Here is an 18,496-nt window from a genome sequence, read left to right as displayed (position 1 = left end):
GCGACGGTGGGGGCTATCTACCACGCTCCATCCGTTCCTTTGCTCTTCAGCGAAGGCACCCCCTCCAGGGTCTTTCGTAAAGCTCCGTCATTTTCCAGGCCACCGACAGGTGGCCTCTTTTTTTATGAAAAAGGGCTGGTTCTGGCGAAATTGGCACGCCAGATGCAATAGCTTGTTCGTCCTGTTTACAGGATGTGTGTGTTCTTGACCCAGGTTTCAGGTATGAGGCCGGCTCGGGATGAGCCAGCCTCTCTTTTTCCCTGGGGCGGAACCCTCGTCTGCATGACGCCCCGATTTTGGGAGGCGTATCTTGGCGCCTTCTTCTGTTTCAACCGCCCTTCGGGGCGGTTTTTTTATGCTCGCGCGAACGGGCTACTCCTTTAGTGGTGCAAAGTGGTGCCTGTTTGCCCCCCTGTGGTGCGTGACCACTGCACCTTGCCCGATCAGCGCTGCGCTCCCCTCGTGCAGTGACCGTGCTCGTTTACCGGTTTGCACCAGCTTGTCTCTTCTTCGGTTTAACTGCCAAGGCCCGATTCGGCCGGTTGGCCGAGGGGCACAGATTGGCGCTCGGCCAGCATGCGGATCTGCGCCTCCACCGGGCCGGCGTTGGGGCCGAGTACCAGCACCAGCTGCTGCTCGCTTAGCACCATCCAGGAGAGGCAGCCGAGCTTGGGCAGTTGCAGCTGATCCACCAGCGACATGCTGGTGACACGCAGGCTGAGGCGGGTCAGGCAGACGCTGATGGCCTGCAAGTTGTCGAGTCCCCCGAGGGCCTTGAGGTACTGGATGGCCAGCATCTGGGGGTCGGCCGCCGGGCTGCACGCCGCCGTGGCATGGCCGAGTCCACTGCGTTGGCAGAGCTGGGTATGGTCTCCCAGCAGCAGGGTGAAGACCAGGGCGTAGGCGACGAAGAACAGGATGCCGATGGGGATGATCCAGAAGGCGTGCAGGCCGCTCGGGGCGCACAGCAGCAGATCGAGCAGGCCGGCTGAGAAGTAGCTACCGAGCTTGATGCCTATCTGGTTGCACAGGGCAAACGAGGTCCCGGCCAGCAGCGCGTGGGCCAGGAACAGGCGCGGTGCGGTGAAGGCAAACAGGAACTCGATGGGCTCAGTGATGCCGAGCAGCGCCGAGGTGAGCGAGAGGGCGAGCAGCGCGCCACCTTGACGCGGCTCGCCCCGGCGCAGACGGTGCAGCCAGATGGCGAAGGCGGCCCCGGGCAGGCCGAACATGATGACCGGATAGAGGCCCGCCACGAATCCGGAGTAGAGCGGCAGGGTGTGGCTCAGCTCCTCGAGATCGCCGCTGCCGATGCCAATCAGGCTGCCCAGCACCTGATGCAGGCCAAGCGGGATCAGCAGGCGATTGAGCATGCCATAGGCAAAGGCGCCGAGCGGGTTGGTCAGCACTTCGTCAAGCAGCAGGTCGAAGCCCTGCTCGATGAGGGGCCAGATACCGGCCAGCGGCAGCACCAGCAACAGGCAGAGCAGTGGGGTCATCAGGGTGGCGATCGCCTCACGCGGCTGGTGTTGCAGCCAGCGTGGTAGCGGCAGCGCCCCGATGCGCGGCCAGCAGTAGGCGGTGGTGATACCGGCCAGCAGGCCGCAGAGCATGTCGGCGTGCAGGGTGGGCTGCAAGGTGGCGATGGCACTCGAGAGCAGCAGATAACCGACGGCGCCCGCCAGCGCCTGGGAGCCATGACCACGCCGGCTCAGGCCAAAGGCGATGGCGGCCGCATAGACCAGCGGCATCTGACCGAACAGGGCCTGGCCGATCAGGGTCAGCGCAGGCAGATAGAGATCGCCAAGACGGCTCAGCAGGGCGGCCAGCGGCAGCAGCGAGACCGGCAGCAGCAGGGCATAACCGAGCCGCTGCAGGCTCTTGGTGAGGGAAGGCGTGGGCATAGGTACATCGAAACTGTGATTTGGCGCACAGTTTACCGTATAGGTGCCCATTTGGGGATAACCTTTCCTGAACGGAGATCAATCCTGCTCAAACAGCCGTGCCACCTCTGCACTGGGTGGCGGGGTCAACAGGCTGGTCAGCACGAAACAGACCAGTCCCAGCAGCAGGCTGGGCACGATGGCATGGGTTCCCCACAGTGACAGCTTGAACTGGCTGAGCAGGCCATAGCAGAGCGCGCCGCCCACCATGCTGACCAACGCCCCGGCGCCGTTGGCCCGCGGCCAGTAGAGGCCGAGCACCAGCGGCCAGAGGAACACCGCCTGCAACCCGCCGAAGGCGAGCAGGTTGAGCCAGATGATCATCTCGGGGGGCTTGAGGGCGGCGATGAGCACCAAAGTCCCGAGGATCAGGGTGCACAGGAGCGACAGGCGCGGCACCTGCACCACCATCTTCTCTTCGCTCGGACGCACATAGTTGAGCCACAGATCCTTGACCAGGGTGGCCGAGGCCTGAATGAGCTGGGAGTCGATGGTCGACATGATGGCGGCCATGGGGGCGGCGAGGAAGACGCCGGCGAGCCAGGGGGGCAGCACCTGCATCATCAGGGCCGGCATGATCTTGTCCGGACTGTCCATGCCGGGCAGGATGGCGCGCCCCAAGGCGCCGGCCAGGTGCATGCCAAACATGAGAAACGCGCTGACCACGGTGCCGATGAGGATGGCACGGTGCAGCGCCCTGCTGTCACGATAACCGAAGCAGCGCACCGCCGAGTGGGGCAGGCCGATGACCCCGAGGCAGACCAGCACCCAGAAGCTCAACATGAAGGGCTGACTCAGCATGTCGCCGGCGCCGCTCGGGGTGACCAGCTTGGGATCGATCTCGCGCAGCTCGTGGATGAGCTGGGGCAGGCCGTCGCCGGCCACCAGAATGCCGCCGAGCAGGGCGGCGGTGCCGATCACCATGATCACCCCCTGCAAGGCATCGGTCATCACCACGGCGCGAAAGCCGCCGATCACCGTGTAGAGCAGCACGCAGCCGGCAAACAGGAACAGGCCCTGCTGGTAAGAAAGGCCGGTGGCGGTCTCGAGCAGGCGCGCCCCGCCGATGAACTGCACCACCATGGTGGCGATGAAGGCGAGCACTATGGTGAGCGAGCCGACGATCACCACGCCACGCGAGCGATAGCGGGCCCACAGCATGTCGTTGATGGTCACCGCGTTGACCCGGCGGGCGATGATGGCGAACTTCTTGCCAAGCACCCCCAGGGTCAGCCAGACAGTGGGCAGCTGGATCATCGCCAGCAGCACCCAGCCGAGCCCCACCTTGTAGGCGGCGCCGGGGCCGCCGATGAACGACGAGGCCGAGGTGTAGGTGGCCACCAGGGTCATGGCCAGCACCAGTCCGCCCATGCTGCGGTTACCGATGAAGTACTCGTTCATGAAGTCGCCGCCGCTGCGGTGGCGACTGGCCCAAAAGCCGACCGCCAGCACCAGCACCAGATAGATGAAGAGGGGAATGAGCAGCTCAGGATTCATGGGGGGGCTCCCGCTCATCGAGCGGCACAGGCACGAACAGGAAGCGCAGCATGGCGGCGCACAGAACGATAAACAGCAGCGGCATCACCATGCAGCTTTGCAGAAACCACAGGGGGATACCCTCCCATTCGGCCTCGGGCGGGATGAAGTAGGCGCTGGCGTACCAGGCGATGAAGTAGAGCAGGGCCAGGGCGAGACAGAGCACGGCCTCCCTGCGGGCAAGGGTAAAGCGGTTCACCTTGGCCTCCATGAAAAACGAGGCGAAGAAGGATAACAAAAAAGGGCCATGTCGCCATGGCCCTTTTTTTGGTGCAAGGATCGCTTAGAGTCCGAGCTTCTTGTGCAGGTAGTGGATGTTGGTGCCACCGTGCTGGAAGTTCTCGTCCTTCATGATCTCTTTTTGCAGCGGCACGTTGGTCTTGATCCCCTCGACCACCAGCTCGTCGAGCGCCTGGCGCATGCGGGAGATGGCGACGTCACGGTTCTCGCCAAAGCAAATCAGCTTGCCGATCATCGAATCGTAGTAGGGGGGCACCTTGTATCCCGCATAGATGTGGGAGTCCCAGCGCACGCCCAGGCCGCCCGGCGCGTGGAAGCGCTGGATGAGGCCCGGTGAGGGCAGGAAGGTGGCCGGATCTTCGGCGTTGATCCGGCACTCGATGGCGTGGCCACGGATGCGGATGTCCTGCTGAGTGATCGAAAGGGGCTGGCCGGCGGCGATGCGCAGCTGCTCCTTGATGAGATCGACACCGGTGATCTGCTCGGTCACCGGGTGCTCGACCTGGATCCGGGTGTTCATCTCGATGAAGTAGAACTCGCCGTTCTCATAGAGGAACTCGAAGGTACCGGCGCCGCGGTAGCCGATCTCGATACAGGCGCGCACGCAGCGCTCGCCGATGTTGCGGCGCATCTCTTCGGTGATGCCGGGGGCCGGTGCCTCTTCGACCACCTTCTGGTGGCGACGCTGCATGGAGCAGTCGCGCTCACCCAGATAGAGGGCGTTGCCCTGGCCGTCAGCCAGCACCTGGATCTCGATGTGGCGCGGGTTCTCCAGGTACTTCTCCATGTAGACCATGTCGTTTTTGAAGAACTGGCCTGCCTCGGATTTGGTCAGGGCGATGGCGCCTGCCAGCTCAGCTTCACTGCGCACCACGCGCATGCCGCGACCACCACCGCCACCGGCGGCCTTGATGATCACCGGATAGCCGATGCGCTTGGCGATGGCGGCGTTACGCTTGGCGTCGTTGTCGACCGGGCCGTCGGAGCCCGGTACGCAGGGCACGCCCGCCTTCTTCATCGCTTCGATGGCAGAGACCTTGTCGCCCATCAGGCGGATGGTCTCGGCGCGCGGGCCGATGAAGATGAAACCCGATTGCTCCACCATCTCGGCAAAGTCGGCGTTCTCGGAGAGGAAGCCATAACCGGGGTGGATGGCCACGGCGCCGGTCACTTCGGCGGCGGCGATGATGGCCGGAATGTTCAGGTAGGAGTCGGTACTGGCCGGCTTGCCGATACAGATCGACTCGTCCGCCAGCAGCACGTGCTTGAGCTCGCGGTCGGCCGTGGAGTGGACGGCCACGGTCTTGATACCGAGCTCCTTGCAGGCGCGCAGGATGCGCAGGGCGATTTCACCCCGGTTGGCGATGACTACTTTATCCAGCATGTGACGCCCCTTACTCGATGATGAACAGCGGTTCGTCAAACTCCACGGCTTGGCCGTTTTCGATCAAGATGGCCTTGATCACGCCGGACTTGTCGGATTCGATCTGGTTCATCATCTTCATGGCTTCGACGATGCACAGGGTGTCACCGACGTTGACCTGCTGGCCCACTTCCACGAACGACTTGGATTCCGGGCTGGAGGAGCGGTAGAAGGTGCCGACCATGGGGGAGCGAACCAGGTGGCCACTCGGTACGGCGTCAGCGGCCGGCGCGGCTGCGGTGCTGGCGGCAGCCGGTGCGGCGGCGACCGGCGCGGCTATCTGCGGCATGACCATCTGCGGCGCGGCGCTCACCTGACCGGCGAAGTTGCGGCTGATGCGCACGGACTCCTCACCTTCGGAGATCTCCAGTTCAGCGATGCCGGACTCTTCAACCAGTTCAATCAGTTTCTTGATCTTGCGGATATCCATTAGCATTCTCTTTCTTCTTTTGTCTGTGCGTGAAGATTATGCGGCGCGCAAATGACGCACGGCCGCGGTTAAGGCAAAGTGGTAGCCATCGGCTCCCAGCCCGCAGATGACGCCCTTGGCGACATCACTGAGATAGGAGTGGTGGCGAAAGGGCTCCCGTGCATGAACGTTGGACAGGTGCACCTCGATAAAGGGAATGGCGACCCCCAGCAGCGCATCACGGATGGCGACGCTGGTGTGGGTGAAGGCGGCCGGGTTGATGATGATGAAATCCACCTGACCCATGGCCTGATGGATGCGCTTGATGAGCTCGCCTTCGACATTGGATTGCAGATGATCCAGCGCAACCCCCAACTCATCCGCCTGTTGCTCAAGACGGGCGACGATGTCGGCCAGGGTCTGGCTGCCATAGATACCCGGCTCCCGCTGACCCAGCAGGTTTAGGTTTGGGCCATTGAGCACCAGGATTCGGTGTTGTTGCGCCATATTGCGGTCATCCTCGACGATATTGCTGCTATCTTCGTGCTTCATTGCGGTGAAGATGCAATCTAGTCATTTTTTGTTCGAGCGAGTGTGCCCGGGCACACAGATTTCGCAATTATATTGATTTCGTGAAAAATCACAGCACTTTACTGGTCTAATCTCTATATCTGGCTGTTTTTTGCTCGTTTCTGCCGGTTTGACTTCTGTGCCACTGGCGGTCTAAATGGGCCCCATCAATCCGTTCACACTGTGAGGAAAGCGATGAAAAACCGTTTGATGCTGCTGGCCGCGCTGGCCCTGGGAGGATGTGCAATGAACGCAGACAACAGCCTGGAACAGTTCAAGTCCCAGCAATGGCAACTCAGTGGCGCTGCGGGTGACACCTTCACCCTGCAGGTCAATGGGGATCGGGTCTCCGGCAAGGGCGGCTGCAACCGCTACTTCGGTGCCATCAAGAGCCTGGACGCGCAGGAGCTGACCCTGGGAGCGATCGGTGCCACCCGCATGATGTGCATGGAAGGGGATCTGGCCGAGCGTGAGAGCGAGTTCTTCCGCCAGCTCGATCAGGTGCGCGGCTACGCCATCAGCGGCCAGCAGTTGCAGCTCAAGGATGGGGCCGGCAGCGTGCTGATGACCCTGGACGACAAGGGCCCGGCCAACTGATTTCACCGGGTTCGTCAGTCGTGCAGCAGGGCCGCCTTTCGGGGCGGCCCTGCTTTTTTATGCGCCAATTGGCTGCGCTTCCCGACCATTTTTGTCGCTACACCGTCACAATCCGGCTAACAAGGCCACTTCGTCCACCTCGTCGCACTGGTCGGAAGCGAGGTGCTGCTGGCCATAGTCGCGCCATATGCCGCTGCTGACGAACAGGGCAAACAGGGCCGGGTCGAAATGGCCGCCATCGGTCATCTTGCGCATGATGGCGAGCGCCTCGCCGAGCCGCTTGGGGCTCTTGTAGGGGCGATCACTGGCAGTGAGCGCCTCGAACACATCGGCGATGGCGATGATGCGGGCGCACAGGTGGGTCTGCTCACCCGTCAGCCCCGCAGGGTAGCCTTGGCCGTCGGCCCGCTCATGATGGCCCCCCGCCATCAGCGGCACCTCGGCCAGATGGCGGGGGAAGGGGAGTGCCTCCAGCATGCGGATGGTCTGGATGATGTGCTCGTTGATCTTGTAGCGCTCCTCGTGGGTCAGGGTGCCACGGCTCACCGTCAGGTTGTGCAGCTCCCCCTGATCGTACAGACACTCGGGCGATTGCAGGGTAAAGCGCGGATCCGTGGGGGGAGGCGCCGCATGGGGAATGCGCTGCTCGGGGCGATCGCTGAGCAGTGGCTCGCAGGCGGGCAGCTGCTCCGCCCCTGCGGGCAGGCGGGCCAGCTCCTCGTGAGAGAGGCCAAGGCGCAGGCTGAGGGTGCGCAGCCAGGTGCGTTTACCGATGGCTCGCACCCTCGCCTGATCCTCATCGCGCATGAATTCGTTGCCCTGGTTGCAGCGCGCCACGAAGGCAAACTCCTCATCCAGCTCGCGCCACTGGGGGGCGATCGCCGTGCGGGCGGCGGCTTGCTCATCTGAGGGGAGGCGCGCATCGAGCGCGGCGATCAGCGCGTCCCGTTTTAGCACCTCGAAGCGGGTGCGGATCTCGTGGATGCGGTTGTAGGGGGTCTCGAGCTTGGTCGCCTTGTCCACCACAAACTCAGGGGTCGTTATCTTGCCGCAGTCATGCAGCCAGCTGGCGAGCTCAATGGCCTCCCACTGATCCGGGCCGGGCGTAAAGCCGGCCAGCTCCCCCTCCTGGCTGGCGCTGGCGGCGCGGGCCAGTTGCAGGGCCAGCTCAGGCACCCGGCGGCAGTGGCCACCGGTGTGGGGGCTCTTGGCATCGATGGTGTCGGCCAGCAGCCTGACCATGGCATCGAGCAGCGCCTTCTGCTCGTGCAGCAGGCGCTGGGTCAGTACCGCCGAGGCGGCGCTGCCGGAGCAGGCGCGCAGCAGCGCCAGATGGCCGTCACGGCGCGTCGGCGCCATGGCGGGCAGCACGAACAGCATGAATCCCTCCAGCCGCCCCCCGTGATCCTTAAGCGGCTCGATGGCCACCCCGGCACCGGACGGGCGCTGCCCGAAAAAAGCGAGGGGGCGCCACAGGGCATCGTCGAGATCACTCCAGTGCGGGTGACCTTGCAGCGGCCGGGCAAACAGCGCGTGGTGCTCCAATGAGAGCGGCGTCGCCATGGCCGGCAGCTCGCGGCCATGCCAGCAGGCGGCGGCCAGGGTAAAGGCGTCCCCCTCCCTGAGTAATATCGCCCCCCCTTCGGCCTGCAGGGCCAGGTTCGTCTCTTCCAGCATCCCTTGCAGCAGGGGCAGCAGATCCTGCTTTGCCACCAGGCTCTCACCTATGTTGACGAAATTGCGTAGGGCGTCGCGCATCCTCCTGATGGCTTGCACCAGCGCATGGAACTCGCTCACCGGCGCCTCGGGCAGTGGCCGCTCGTCGAGCTGAAAGGCGCCGATGCGCCCTATCTCTTGGGTCAGTTGGTGCAGGGGGCGGCTCATGCGCCGGGTCATCCACCCGATGAGAGGAATAGCCGGCGCAAAGCAGAGCAGCAGTGACAAGGTGAACTGGCGCGCCTTGGCCACTGCGCGTTGGTGTAGCAGGTCGGCCGGCACGGCGTAGAGCAGCTCGACATCGGGCCGCGTGCCCTCGTCGAGGTGGCGGATCTGCCACTGCTCGCCCTTTGGCAGGGTCAGCGTAACGCCATGGGGATCGTGGCGCTCAGGGGCGGGTGAGAGGGTCTGGGCGAGCGCCCGCAGCAGCGGGTGGGGCAGATCCGTCAGCAGGGGGGCAGACTCTTGGTTGGCGCCGAGCAGCGCAGGATCGGCGTGGATCAGGCGGCGGCTGTGGCGGTCGATGACCAGCAGATAGCCCTCAAGCGCGCCTATCTGCTGCGCAATGGCCTCCCGGATATCGGTGAGGGCGGCGGCGACCCCGAACACGCTGCGGTGATTACTGGCGGCCTGCAAGGTCGCGATCACCGGGGGCTCTCCTGGCCAGAGGGACATGAGGGGTAACTGCACGGTGCGGTCACTGGCCAGGGCCTGCTCGAATTGGGCCTGACCCAGGTGAGCCGGCAGCGCCACGTCGCGGCGACTGCGTTGCCGAGGGGCGCCATCTTCATCCAGCAATATGAGCTGCTCTTGCTGGCTGGCGGCATCAAACTGGCGCACCTGCCAGCGCGCGTCGCCACCGGGTTGGCGGGTCAGCATCAGCTGGTCGCCATTGTCAAAGCGGGCGAAGACGCTGCTGTTGGCCCCGCTGCGCGGGAGCAGCTCCATCAGTTGCGGAAAGAAACGCTCACGCTCGGGCCAGCTGGCGGCCTCCTGCAACTTTGACTGCGCCATCAGTCGCAGTTGGGCGGTCACCAGGTTTCGGTTGGCGGTGACCCGCAGGCGCAGCATCCGGGTCAGGTTGTCGAGCTGGCGCTCTTGCTCCGCCAGGCTCTGGGCCATCGCCTCGCGGTAGGTCTGGCCGGCCAGCACCAGTGCCACCACCAGCACCACCAGACTCATGGCGAGTGCGATGAAAAGAGGAAACGAGAGGCGCCGTGGCTGGCGCGCGCGCGTTGGCTGCGTGTTCATGAGGCTCCCCCGGCAGAGTGGCAGGAGCCGCGTTGCTCCCGGTGGGAGTGTAACAGGGCCTTAACCCATCCTCTGATACTTGAATCGCTTCTTGCGCCGGTAGGGGAAGACATCCTCGATGTGGCCGTCTTGGATGCGTGCCTGCTGCGCCTGCCAGAAGCTTGCCTCGAACATCTCGTGGTGCTGCGACAGCATGATCTCGCGCACCAGGGGCTTTTGCAGCAGGAAGGTGGCGAACTCCTCGGGGAAGATGTCGTTCGGGGCGACCGAGTACCAGGGCTCGGCGCTCCACTCATCTTCCGGGTAGCGCGGCGGCGGGATCTGGCGGAAGTTGCACTCGGTCATGTAGCAGATCTCGTCGTAGTCGTAGAAGACCACCCGGCCGTGGCGGGTCACGCCGAAGTTTTTAAACAGCATGTCGCCGGGGAAGATGTTGGCGGCGGCCAGCTGCTTGATGGCGTTGCCGTACTCCTCCAGCGCATGGCGGGTCTGCTGCTCGTCGGCCTGCTCCAGATAGAGGTTGAGCGGGATCATCTTGCGCTCGGTGTAGAGGTGCTTGATGACCAGCTTGTCGGCGCTGAGGGTGAGCGCCGAGGGGGCGACGCGCTGGAGCTCTTCCAGCAGCGCCTGGCTGATGCGCTCGAGGGGGAACTCGAAATTGGTGAACTCCTGGGTGTCGGCCATGCGGCCGACCCGATCGTGCTGTTTGACCAGCCGGTACTTCTCCTTTACCTGCTCGTGGCTCACCTCCTTAGGGGGGGTGAACTCGTCTTTGATCACCTTGAACACCACGTCGTAGGAGGGGAGGGTGAACACGCTCATCACCATCCCCTTGATGCCGGGGGCGATGACGAACTGATCGCGGCTCTGGGCCAGATGGTGCAGGTAGTGGCGATAGAGCTCGGTCTTGCCGTGCTTCTGGCAGCCGATGGCGTTGTAGAGCTCGTAGTCGGCCTTGTTGGGGAGGATCTGGCGCAAGAAGGCCACATAGAGCGCCGGTGCCGGGGCATAGACCATGAAGTAGGCGCGGGCGAAGCCGAAGATAATCGAGGCGAGATCGTGCTCGAAGATCACCGTGTCGACCACGATCGCCTCGCCGCTGTTGAGTAGCGGCAGCAGGAAGGGGAACACCTTATCCCCGCAGCGGATCAGCCCCACCAAATAGGCTGCCTTGTTGCGATAGAACACCTCTTTGAGCATCTCCAGGACGAAGGAACCCTGGCGCAGCTCGGGCGGGCCGCTCTCGGCCAGGTGGCGGCAGATGTCGGCGATGTCACGCCGGGCATCCTCATAGGGGAGGGTGAAGGCGTAGTCGGCGAGGAGCCGCTCGAGGGCATGGGGCAGGGTGGCGGCATCGGCCGAGTAGTGGCGGATGAGGGGGGTGAGATCCGGCTGCTCACCGCGGGAGAGAAAACGGTGGATGTAGAGGTTTTCGCTGCGGATATTGCGGTGGCGGAAGATGCGCCGGTAGACCGAGTTGAAGAAGGACTCGGCCACCTCGAAATTCTCGCAGCGCGGCAGCAGATCGCTAAAGGCGCTCTTGACCCGTTTGAGCAGCTCCTGGCTGACGTGGTGCTCGCCCATCATGGTGCGCACGCGTGCGGCCGTGGCGCCGACGTGGTGATCGTAGAGGCGGATACGCTCGCGCCCGGCTATCTGCACGCCGAGCCAGTCGCTGTGCTCAAAGCGGCTCTTGGCGCCGCGGGTTATCTCGAGAAACCGGCTGTAGAAGGCCTCGAAGCGCTGCAATATGGTCTGAGCCAGCGCCTGCTCCAGCGATGTCTTCATGGTTCACCTTCCCTGTGAATGTCGGGCCACTATGGCAAGCTTCAAACGGCTGTTCAAGTGGCATTTTCGGCCCGAAAACGGTAGATTTCGCCCCCTGTTTGCCCGAGAGGAATCGTCCATGAAGCTCTATTTCGTGCTGGTGTCGCCGGCCCGCCCCGAGAATGTCGGCGCTGCCGCCCGCGCCATCAAGACCATGGGGTTCGACGCCATGCGCATCGTGGCAAGCCAGGCCCATCAGCAGGAGCAGGCCGGCTGGGTCGCCCACGGCGCCCAGGAGCTGCTGGCGTCGGCCGAATCGTTCGATACCCTGGAGGCGGCGCTGGCCGACGTGGACTTGGCCGTCGCCACCACGGCGCGTCAGCGCGGCCGCTACCAGCACTACCTGACCCCGGCCGAGGCGCGCGAGCAGATTGCCGCGAAGCACCTGCAAAAGGTGGCCATCGTGTTTGGCTGCGAGGAGTCGGGGCTCTCCAACGAGCAGTTGGGTCATTGTGACCTCATCAGCTACCTGCCGCTGCGGGTCAGTTACCCTTCGCTCAACCTCGGTCAGGCGATCATGCTGTACGCCTGGGAGCTGAGTCCGTTGCTCGATGCCCCGGCCGCGCCAGCAGAAATGGCGGTGAGCGAGGCCCAGGTCAGGGTGCTAAAAGACAAATCGGCGCAATTGCTCGGTGAACTTGGCGTTTCGCAGGATGAAAAACTGCATCAATGGGTGATGGATCGGGTGCCTATGCTGCCGCAGCGCGATCTGAACATGCTGCATTTGCTGTACAAAGACTTGCTGCGCCGGCTTGGGGCGAAAGATTGAGTTGACAGTATCAGGTACGGCGAGGTATTGCTAAATACAGTTCAAATTTAGAGATTTCGTCCATGTCCCCGTTCCCGCGTATCATTACCACCATTACTACCGGTACCACCACAGGTGGCGCTGGGGTCGGCTGATACGCGAACGAAACAGGTTCACAAATCACGAAAAGGCCCGTACCACCCAGTACGGGCCTTTTTGTTAAGCAATTTACAGGGAGAGAAACAGATGCGTGTGATGAAGTTTGGTGGATCCAGTCTGGCGGATCCGGAGCGTTTTCTGCGGGCCGCCGAGATCGTCATGAACACCCACCGACAGTCCCAGGTTGCCCTGGTGCTGTCGGCCCCGGCCAAGGTCACTAATCATCTGGTTGCGCTGGTCGAGCAAACCAGCCGTGGCATGGATGGCCATCAGACCCTCGCCGATATCCGCGCCATCTTCGAGCGGGTGTTGAGCGGTTTGAAAGAGGCCTGCCCCGCCCTCGATGAGGTCGCCCTCAAGGCGCGCCTGGACGAGGAGCTCGGCACCGTCGAGCGTCTGGCCGGCGGCATCAGCCAGCTCGGTCAGTGCCCCGATAACGTGCAGGCGCGTATCTTAAGCCGTGGCGAGAACCTCTCCATCGCCTTCATGACCGCCCTGTTGCAGGCGCGCGGCATCGAAACCGGCTTTATCTGCCCCGAGCAGATGCTGGTGACCGACGGCAATTTCCTCGAGGCTCACGTCAATATCGAGGCCTCACGCGAGCGCTTTGCCGCCGCCCCTCTCGATAACCAGCGCTTCTACCTGATGCCGGGCTTCACCGGTGGCAACGAGAAGGGCGAAACCGTGCTGCTGGGGCGCAACGGCTCTGACTACTCCGCCGCCGTGCTGGCCGCCTGCGTCGATGCCGAGTGCTGCGAGATCTGGACCGACGTGGATGGCTGCTACAGCTGCGATCCGCGCCTGGTGCCGGATGCCTATCTGCTCAAAACCCTCTCCTACAAGGAGGCGATGGAGCTCTCCTATTTCGGCGCCAAGGTGCTGCACCCGAAAACCGTCGCCCCGGTGGCCCAGTTCCAGATCCCCTGCCTCATCAAGAACACCTTCAACCCGCAGGGCCCCGGCACCCTGATCGGCCCCGAGAGCGGCGATGACGATCTCAAGGTCAAGGCCATCTCGGATCTGGCTGGCATGTGCATGTTCAACGTCTCCGGCCCCGGCATGAAGGGCATGGTGGGGATGGCCGGGCGTATCTTCACCGCCGTCTCGCGCGCCGGGGTGAGCATTGTGCTCATCACCCAGTCATCGAGCGAATACAGCGTCAGCTTCTGTATCCACAGCTACGACGAGCAGAAGACCCGCAAGGTGATCGAGCGCGAGTTCGCGCTGGAGTTCAAAAACCAGCTGCTCGACCCGCTCGAGGTGGTGAGCGATCTGGCCATCATCTCGCTGATCGGTGACGGCATGCGCACGGCGAAGGGGATGGCGGCCCGCTTCTTCACCTCCCTGGCTCAGGCCTCCATCAACATCGTCGCCATCGCCCAGGGCTCGAGCGAGCGCTCCATCTCGGCGGTGGTGCGTGCCGGCAAGGTGGCCGAGGCTATCAAGGCGTGCCACCAGAACTTCTTCGGCAGCCAGCAGTTCATCGATCTGTTCATGGTCGGTGTGGGCGGCGTCGGCGAGGCGCTGGTCGAGCAGATCCGCCGTCAGCAGCCGGTGCTGGCCGAGCAGGGCATCGGCCTGCGCGTGGTGGCGCTGGCCAACAGCCGCCAGATGGTGAGCTGCCCCGACGGCCTGAAACTCGACAACTGGAAGGCGCTGCTGGCCGAGGGGCGCGAGAGCTTCACCCTGGAGTCGGTCAAGCGGCTGGTGGCCGAGAGCCACATCATCAACCCGGTGATCGTCGACTGCACCTCCAGTGAGGATATCGCGGCCCAATACGCCGACTTCCTGGCCGCCGGTTTCCACGTGGTGACCCCGAACAAGAAGGCCAACACCAGCTCGATGGGCTACTACCGCGCCCTGCGCCGCACCGCCTTGCAGACCCGCCGCAAGTTCCTCTACGAGACCAACGTGGGCGCGGGCCTGCCGGTCATCGAGAACCTGCAAAACCTCATCAAGGCCGGCGATCGCCTGCGCGCCTTCGACGGCATCCTGTCGGGCTCGCTCTCGTTTATCTTCGGCAAGCTCGACGAGGGGATGGCCTTTAGCGAGGCGACCAAGGTGGCCCGCGGCAACGGCTTCACCGAGCCGGACCCGCGCGATGACTTAAGCGGCATGGACGTGGCGCGCAAGCTGCTGATCCTGGCCCGTGAGGCCGGCATGCCGCTGGAGCTCTCCGATGTGGAGGTCGAGCAGGCCCTGCCGCCCGGCTTTGACGCCAGCGGTGACGTCGAGGCCTTCATGGCCCGCCTGCCCGAGGCCGACGCCTGGTTCCGCGATCAGTTCGCGCTGGCGCAAAAAGAGGGCAAGGTGCTGCGCTACGTGGGCTCCATCGAGGGTGGCAAGTGCAAGGTCGCCATCAAGGCGGTCGGGCCGGATGAGCCGCTGTTCAAGGTCAAGGATGGGGAGAACGCGCTCGCCTTCTTCTCCAGCTACTACCAGCCGATCCCCCTGGTGCTGCGCGGCTATGGCGCCGGCACCGAGGTGACCGCCGCCGGGGTGTTTGCCGACATCCTGCGCACCCAAAACTGGCAACAGGAGGTATGAGCATGAGTGCTGACATGTGCCAGGGTGGCAGCGTGGTGGCCTATGCCCCGGCATCCAGTGCCAATTTGAGCGTCGGTTTTGACGTGTTGGGGGCGGCGCTCGCCCCCATCGACGGCTCGCTGCTCGGCGATCGAGTGCTGGTGGAGGCCGCCGAGCAGCCGTTTGCCCTCGCCGCCGTGGGCCGTTATGCCCACAAACTGCCGGATGATCCGAAAAAGAACATTCTCTATGACTGCTGGGTGGCTTATGGTGAGGCGCTGGAAAAGCGCGGCCTGACCCTCAAGCCCCTGCGCATGGTGCTGGAGAAGAACCTGCCGGTGGGCTCTGGGCTTGGCTCAAGCGCCTGTAGCGTAGTGGCCGCGCTCGAGGGGCTCAACGCCTTTCACGGCGCCCCGCTCGATGAGCACGACTTGCTGCTGCTGATGGGGGAGATGGAGGGGCGCATCTCAGGTGGAGTGCACTACGACAACGTGGCCCCCTGCTATCTCGGTGGCCTGCAACTTATCGTGGAAGAGGCGGGCATCATCAGTCAGGGGATCCCGACCTTCGAGCAGTGGTACTGGGTGGTCTGCTACCCCGGCACCGTGGTGTCGACCGCAGCGGCGCGCGCCATCTTGCCGGCCCAGTATCGCCGCCAGGAGTGCCTCACTTATGGCCGCCGGCTGGCCGCCTTCGTGCATGCCAGCTACACCGGCCAGGAGCCCTTGGCCGCCAGCGTGCTCAAGGACGTGATTGCCGAGCCGTATCGCGCCGCCCTCATCGAGGGGTTTCACGAGGTGCGTGAGCACGCCGCCCAGAACGGGGCGCTGGCGACCGGCATCTCCGGCTCCGGCCCCACCGTATTTTCGGTGCTCAAAGATGCCACCCAGGCCGAACGCCTCAAGGCGTGGCTGGAAGCGAATTTCGTCAAGAATGAAGATGGTTTTGCCCGGGTCTGCAAACTCGACCTGCAAGGGGCCCGGATCACAGGAAGCGAGCTATGAATCTTTACAATATCAAGGACAAGAGTGAACAGGTGAGTTTTGCCCAGGCGGTGCGCCAAGGGCTGGGACGCGATCAAGGGCTGTTCTTCCCCGAGACGATCGACCCGCTGCCGGATGTCGACGCCCTGCTCGAGCTGCCGCTGCGCGAGCGCTCCATCCGCCTGCTCGGCCACCTGCTGGGGGGCGAGGTGAGCGAAGCCACCCTGCGCACCATGATTGAGGCCGCCTTCACCTTCCCGGCGCCGCTGGCCAAGGTGAGTGAGCGCATCCACGCCCTCGAGCTGTTCCACGGCCCGACCCTGGCGTTCAAGGACTTCGGTGGCCGCTTCATGGCCCAATGTCTGGCCGCCTTCAGAACCAACGACAAGATCACCATCCTCACCGCCACCTCGGGCGACACCGGTGCCGCCGTGGCCCACGCCTTCTATGGGCTGGAAGGCATCGAGGTTGTGATCCTCTATCCCAAGGGCAAGATCAGCCCCTTGCAGGAAAAACTCTTCTGCACCCTCGGCGGCAACATCCGCACCATCGCCATCGAAGGGGACTTCGACGCCTGTCAGGCCCTGGTCAAGCAGGCCTTTGACGACGAAGAGCTGAAAACCACCATCGGCCTCAACTCGGCCAACTCCATCAACATCAGCCGCCTGCTGGCCCAGGTCTGCTACTACTTCGAGGCCATCGCCCAGCTGCCCAAGGCCGAGCGCGCCAACGCCGTGGTGAGCGTGCCGTCCGGCAACTTCGGCAACCTCACCGCCGGCCTGATTGCCAAGGCGCTGGGGCTGCCGGTGAAGCGCTTTATCGCCGCCACCAACGCCAACGACACCGTGCCCCGTTACCTCAAGACCGGGGTGTGGGAGCCGCACCAGACGGTGGCGACGTTGTCGAATGCCATGGACGTGAGCCGCCCCAACAACTGGCCGCGGGTGGAAGAGCTGTGCCGCCGCATGGGCTGGGCACTGGAGACCCTGGGCTCGGCCATGCGCAGCGACGAGCAGACGGTCGATGCCCTCAAGCGCCTCTACGCCGAGGGGTATCTGTGCGAGCCGCACGGGGCGATCGCCTGGGATGCGCTGCAAAGCGAGCTGGCCGCCGACGAAGTGGGGGTGTTCCTGTGCACCGCCCACCCGGCCAAGTTCAAAGAGAGCGTGGACGAGATCCTCGGCCTCGACGTACCGCTGCCGGGGCCGCTGGCCAAGCACGCCGAGCTGCCGCTGCTCTCCCACACCCTGCCGGCAGAGTTTGCCCGGTTGCGGGCTTTCCTGATGGATTAAGGCAAAGCCAAAAAAAATCCCCCGAAATGGGGGATTTTTGTGAGAAGTGATCTCTATAAATATCATAGTTTTGCTTTCACTATTTTTAATGTGGTTTAAAGGCCTCTTTTTGCCCTTTGTGCTGCATTAATCTTTTTAATGTTGAGTGCTTCTCTATAGCACGGATGTATTTCCCACTTCATGTTGAAGTCATTGTTTGTTCTAGAGTTAAGCAAATCAGGCATTACTCTTACAGTGTAATGCTCATAATCCCCACTAGGCTCATCAGAACGAGCAACAAGAAATCCTATTCTATATAAGAAGTTAGCTACTTCGAGTTGAGTGCTAACTTTTTTTGAGTCAATATAAGGTGTTATATGGTTTAGAATCTTATTTTTTATGAAAAGTAATAGTTCATCTCTGGATAGGAGTCTTTCTGCTCCACGGAAAGCACTGATTAACTCCTGGATTTGCTTGCATTGATGCTTATGCTCTGCGATTAAATCGGCTATTCTCTTTGAGCCATAGTCTCCCCATATAATATCAATATCATCCTTTGAAATAATGTTTCTACGTCTATTTAAAGCACTATTTTGTGCAAGTTTACATAGTTGAACAGCCCAGCGTGGCCTTTGATAAGACAGGGTATGTATTACTTTATAGGAATGAACGTTTTTATGCCCCCATTGAATTTTATCAACAAACAATATACTAAGCACTCTATTTTCATAGTCATTCTGGATTTCATTTTCATATCTAGGTGGGATGTTAAAACCATTTTCTTTCGATTGAGCAATAATCCGTTTATACAGTAATGTTTGAAACTCATCAGCAGACCATTCTAACTCGGTGACATACTGCTCTAGTTTATCAAGAGACTCATCATATCTGCGTATCGTCGGCCAGACATCACTGCGCATTGATACTCTAAAACAAACGCCTTCAACGTCTTGTGTTAGATATCTGCAAGCAGAGAAAAATGTGCTTAGGGATAAACATTCTGCATCTGTATTTTGAAATGTTGCATCTAGATCGTCAATTAATAAAAAAACAGAAATATTATTATTTCGCTTTAAAATTTCTATGTGATTTTTTATTATTTCCCTTTTAGACCCTATTTTATCTAAGAAACCTTCGAAGCGATTGGTCAAACAACTAACTAAATTACGCTCTTTAAATCCATCTATTTCTGCTGACTCTACCAATGTTATTTGGTCATCGGTTATTGCAAAATTTATTCTCTTCGCTATCTCTCTATTGATAAGAGCGCATATCCTAACCTGATTACCCATGACCC

At 62.0% G+C, this 18,496-nt stretch carries 14 protein-coding genes; 5 read left to right on the top strand and 9 right to left on the bottom strand.

The window, feature by feature from the left end; all coding sequences use genetic code 11:
- Nucleotides 1-515: 515 nt before the first annotated feature.
- The 6 genes from BN1134_RS15185 to aroQ form a co-directional block, all read right to left on the bottom strand.
- A complete protein-coding gene (locus BN1134_RS15185; RefSeq protein WP_042048246.1) occupies nt 516-1,904 on the bottom strand; it encodes a PTS transporter subunit EIIC in 1,389 nt (462 codons plus the stop codon).
- Between the two features lie 78 nt (nt 1,905-1,982).
- Entirely contained in the window at nt 1,983-3,440 is a 1,458-nt protein-coding gene (panF, locus tag BN1134_RS15180) for a sodium/pantothenate symporter (protein ID WP_042048245.1), read from the bottom strand.
- Nucleotides 3,430-3,678, bottom strand: a complete 249-nt coding sequence (locus BN1134_RS15175; protein ID WP_042048300.1) for a DUF997 family protein — start codon at nt 3,676-3,678, stop codon at nt 3,430-3,432. Before BN1134_RS15175 ends, panF begins: the two co-directional genes overlap by 11 nt.
- A gap of 84 nt (nt 3,679-3,762) precedes the next feature.
- The gene (gene accC, locus BN1134_RS15170; protein ID WP_042048244.1) at nt 3,763-5,103 is read right to left on the bottom strand and encodes an acetyl-CoA carboxylase biotin carboxylase subunit; all 1,341 of its coding nucleotides are present in this window, start codon (nt 5,101-5,103) and stop codon (nt 3,763-3,765) included.
- Between the two features lie 10 nt (nt 5,104-5,113).
- Complete coding sequence (gene accB, locus BN1134_RS15165) at nt 5,114-5,572, bottom strand: acetyl-CoA carboxylase biotin carboxyl carrier protein (RefSeq protein ID WP_042048243.1); 459 nt, start codon at nt 5,570-5,572, stop codon at nt 5,114-5,116.
- A gap of 36 nt (nt 5,573-5,608) precedes the next feature.
- Nucleotides 5,609-6,058 (bottom strand): type II 3-dehydroquinate dehydratase, encoded by a 450-nt coding sequence (gene aroQ, locus BN1134_RS15160; protein ID WP_042048299.1) that lies wholly within the window; start codon nt 6,056-6,058, stop codon nt 5,609-5,611.
- A gap of 258 nt (nt 6,059-6,316) precedes the next feature.
- On the opposite strand from aroQ, the gene BN1134_RS15155 reads away from it, so the two are divergent.
- Entirely contained in the window at nt 6,317-6,718 is a 402-nt protein-coding gene (locus BN1134_RS15155) for an META domain-containing protein (protein ID WP_042048242.1), read from the top strand.
- Between the two features lie 105 nt (nt 6,719-6,823).
- Here the strand turns inward: BN1134_RS15155 and BN1134_RS15150 are convergent, their stop codons facing one another.
- Together BN1134_RS15150 and aceK are read right to left on the bottom strand one after the other, a co-directional pair.
- Nucleotides 6,824-9,685 carry an HD domain-containing phosphohydrolase gene (locus tag BN1134_RS15150; protein WP_084214830.1) on the bottom strand — a complete coding sequence of 954 codons (2,862 nt, stop codon included), beginning with the start codon at nt 9,683-9,685 and terminating at the stop codon, nt 6,824-6,826.
- Between the two features lie 60 nt (nt 9,686-9,745).
- Nucleotides 9,746-11,473 carry a bifunctional isocitrate dehydrogenase kinase/phosphatase gene (gene aceK, locus BN1134_RS15145; protein ID WP_042048240.1) on the bottom strand — a complete coding sequence of 576 codons (1,728 nt, stop codon included), beginning with the start codon at nt 11,471-11,473 and terminating at the stop codon, nt 9,746-9,748.
- 118 nt (nt 11,474-11,591) lie between these two features.
- Here aceK and BN1134_RS15140 point away from each other — a divergent pair, with 118 nt between their 5' ends.
- The 4 genes from BN1134_RS15140 to thrC all read left to right on the top strand — a co-directional run bounded on the left by BN1134_RS15140 (nt 11,592) and on the right by thrC (nt 17,220).
- A complete protein-coding gene (locus BN1134_RS15140) occupies nt 11,592-12,281 on the top strand; it encodes a tRNA/rRNA methyltransferase (RefSeq protein WP_042048238.1) in 690 nt (229 codons plus the stop codon).
- Nucleotides 12,282-12,506: 225 nt separating this feature from the next.
- Nucleotides 12,507-14,966, top strand: coding sequence for a bifunctional aspartate kinase/homoserine dehydrogenase I (thrA, locus tag BN1134_RS15135; protein ID WP_042048237.1), 2,460 nt, complete (start codon nt 12,507-12,509; stop codon nt 14,964-14,966).
- A gap of 2 nt (nt 14,967-14,968) precedes the next feature.
- Nucleotides 14,969-15,949, top strand: a complete 981-nt coding sequence (gene thrB / locus BN1134_RS15130; RefSeq protein WP_042048236.1) for a homoserine kinase — start codon at nt 14,969-14,971, stop codon at nt 15,947-15,949.
- Nucleotides 15,946-17,220, top strand: a complete 1,275-nt coding sequence (thrC, locus tag BN1134_RS15125; protein WP_042048235.1) for a threonine synthase — start codon at nt 15,946-15,948, stop codon at nt 17,218-17,220. Before thrB ends, thrC begins: the two co-directional genes overlap by 4 nt.
- Nucleotides 17,221-17,315: 95 nt before the next feature.
- On the opposite strand, the gene BN1134_RS20070 is transcribed toward thrC, so the two are convergent.
- Nucleotides 17,316-18,496: P-loop ATPase, Sll1717 family (locus BN1134_RS20070; RefSeq protein WP_198133198.1), on the bottom strand; the 1,181-nt coding region annotated here is incomplete at its 5' end.

This window comes from Aeromonas simiae, from assembly GCF_000820125.1.
Taxonomy (GTDB): domain Bacteria; phylum Pseudomonadota; class Gammaproteobacteria; order Enterobacterales; family Aeromonadaceae; genus Aeromonas; species Aeromonas simiae.
Note: the sequence above shows the minus strand (reverse complement) of the source record. Positions and strands in the feature narration are given on the sequence as shown.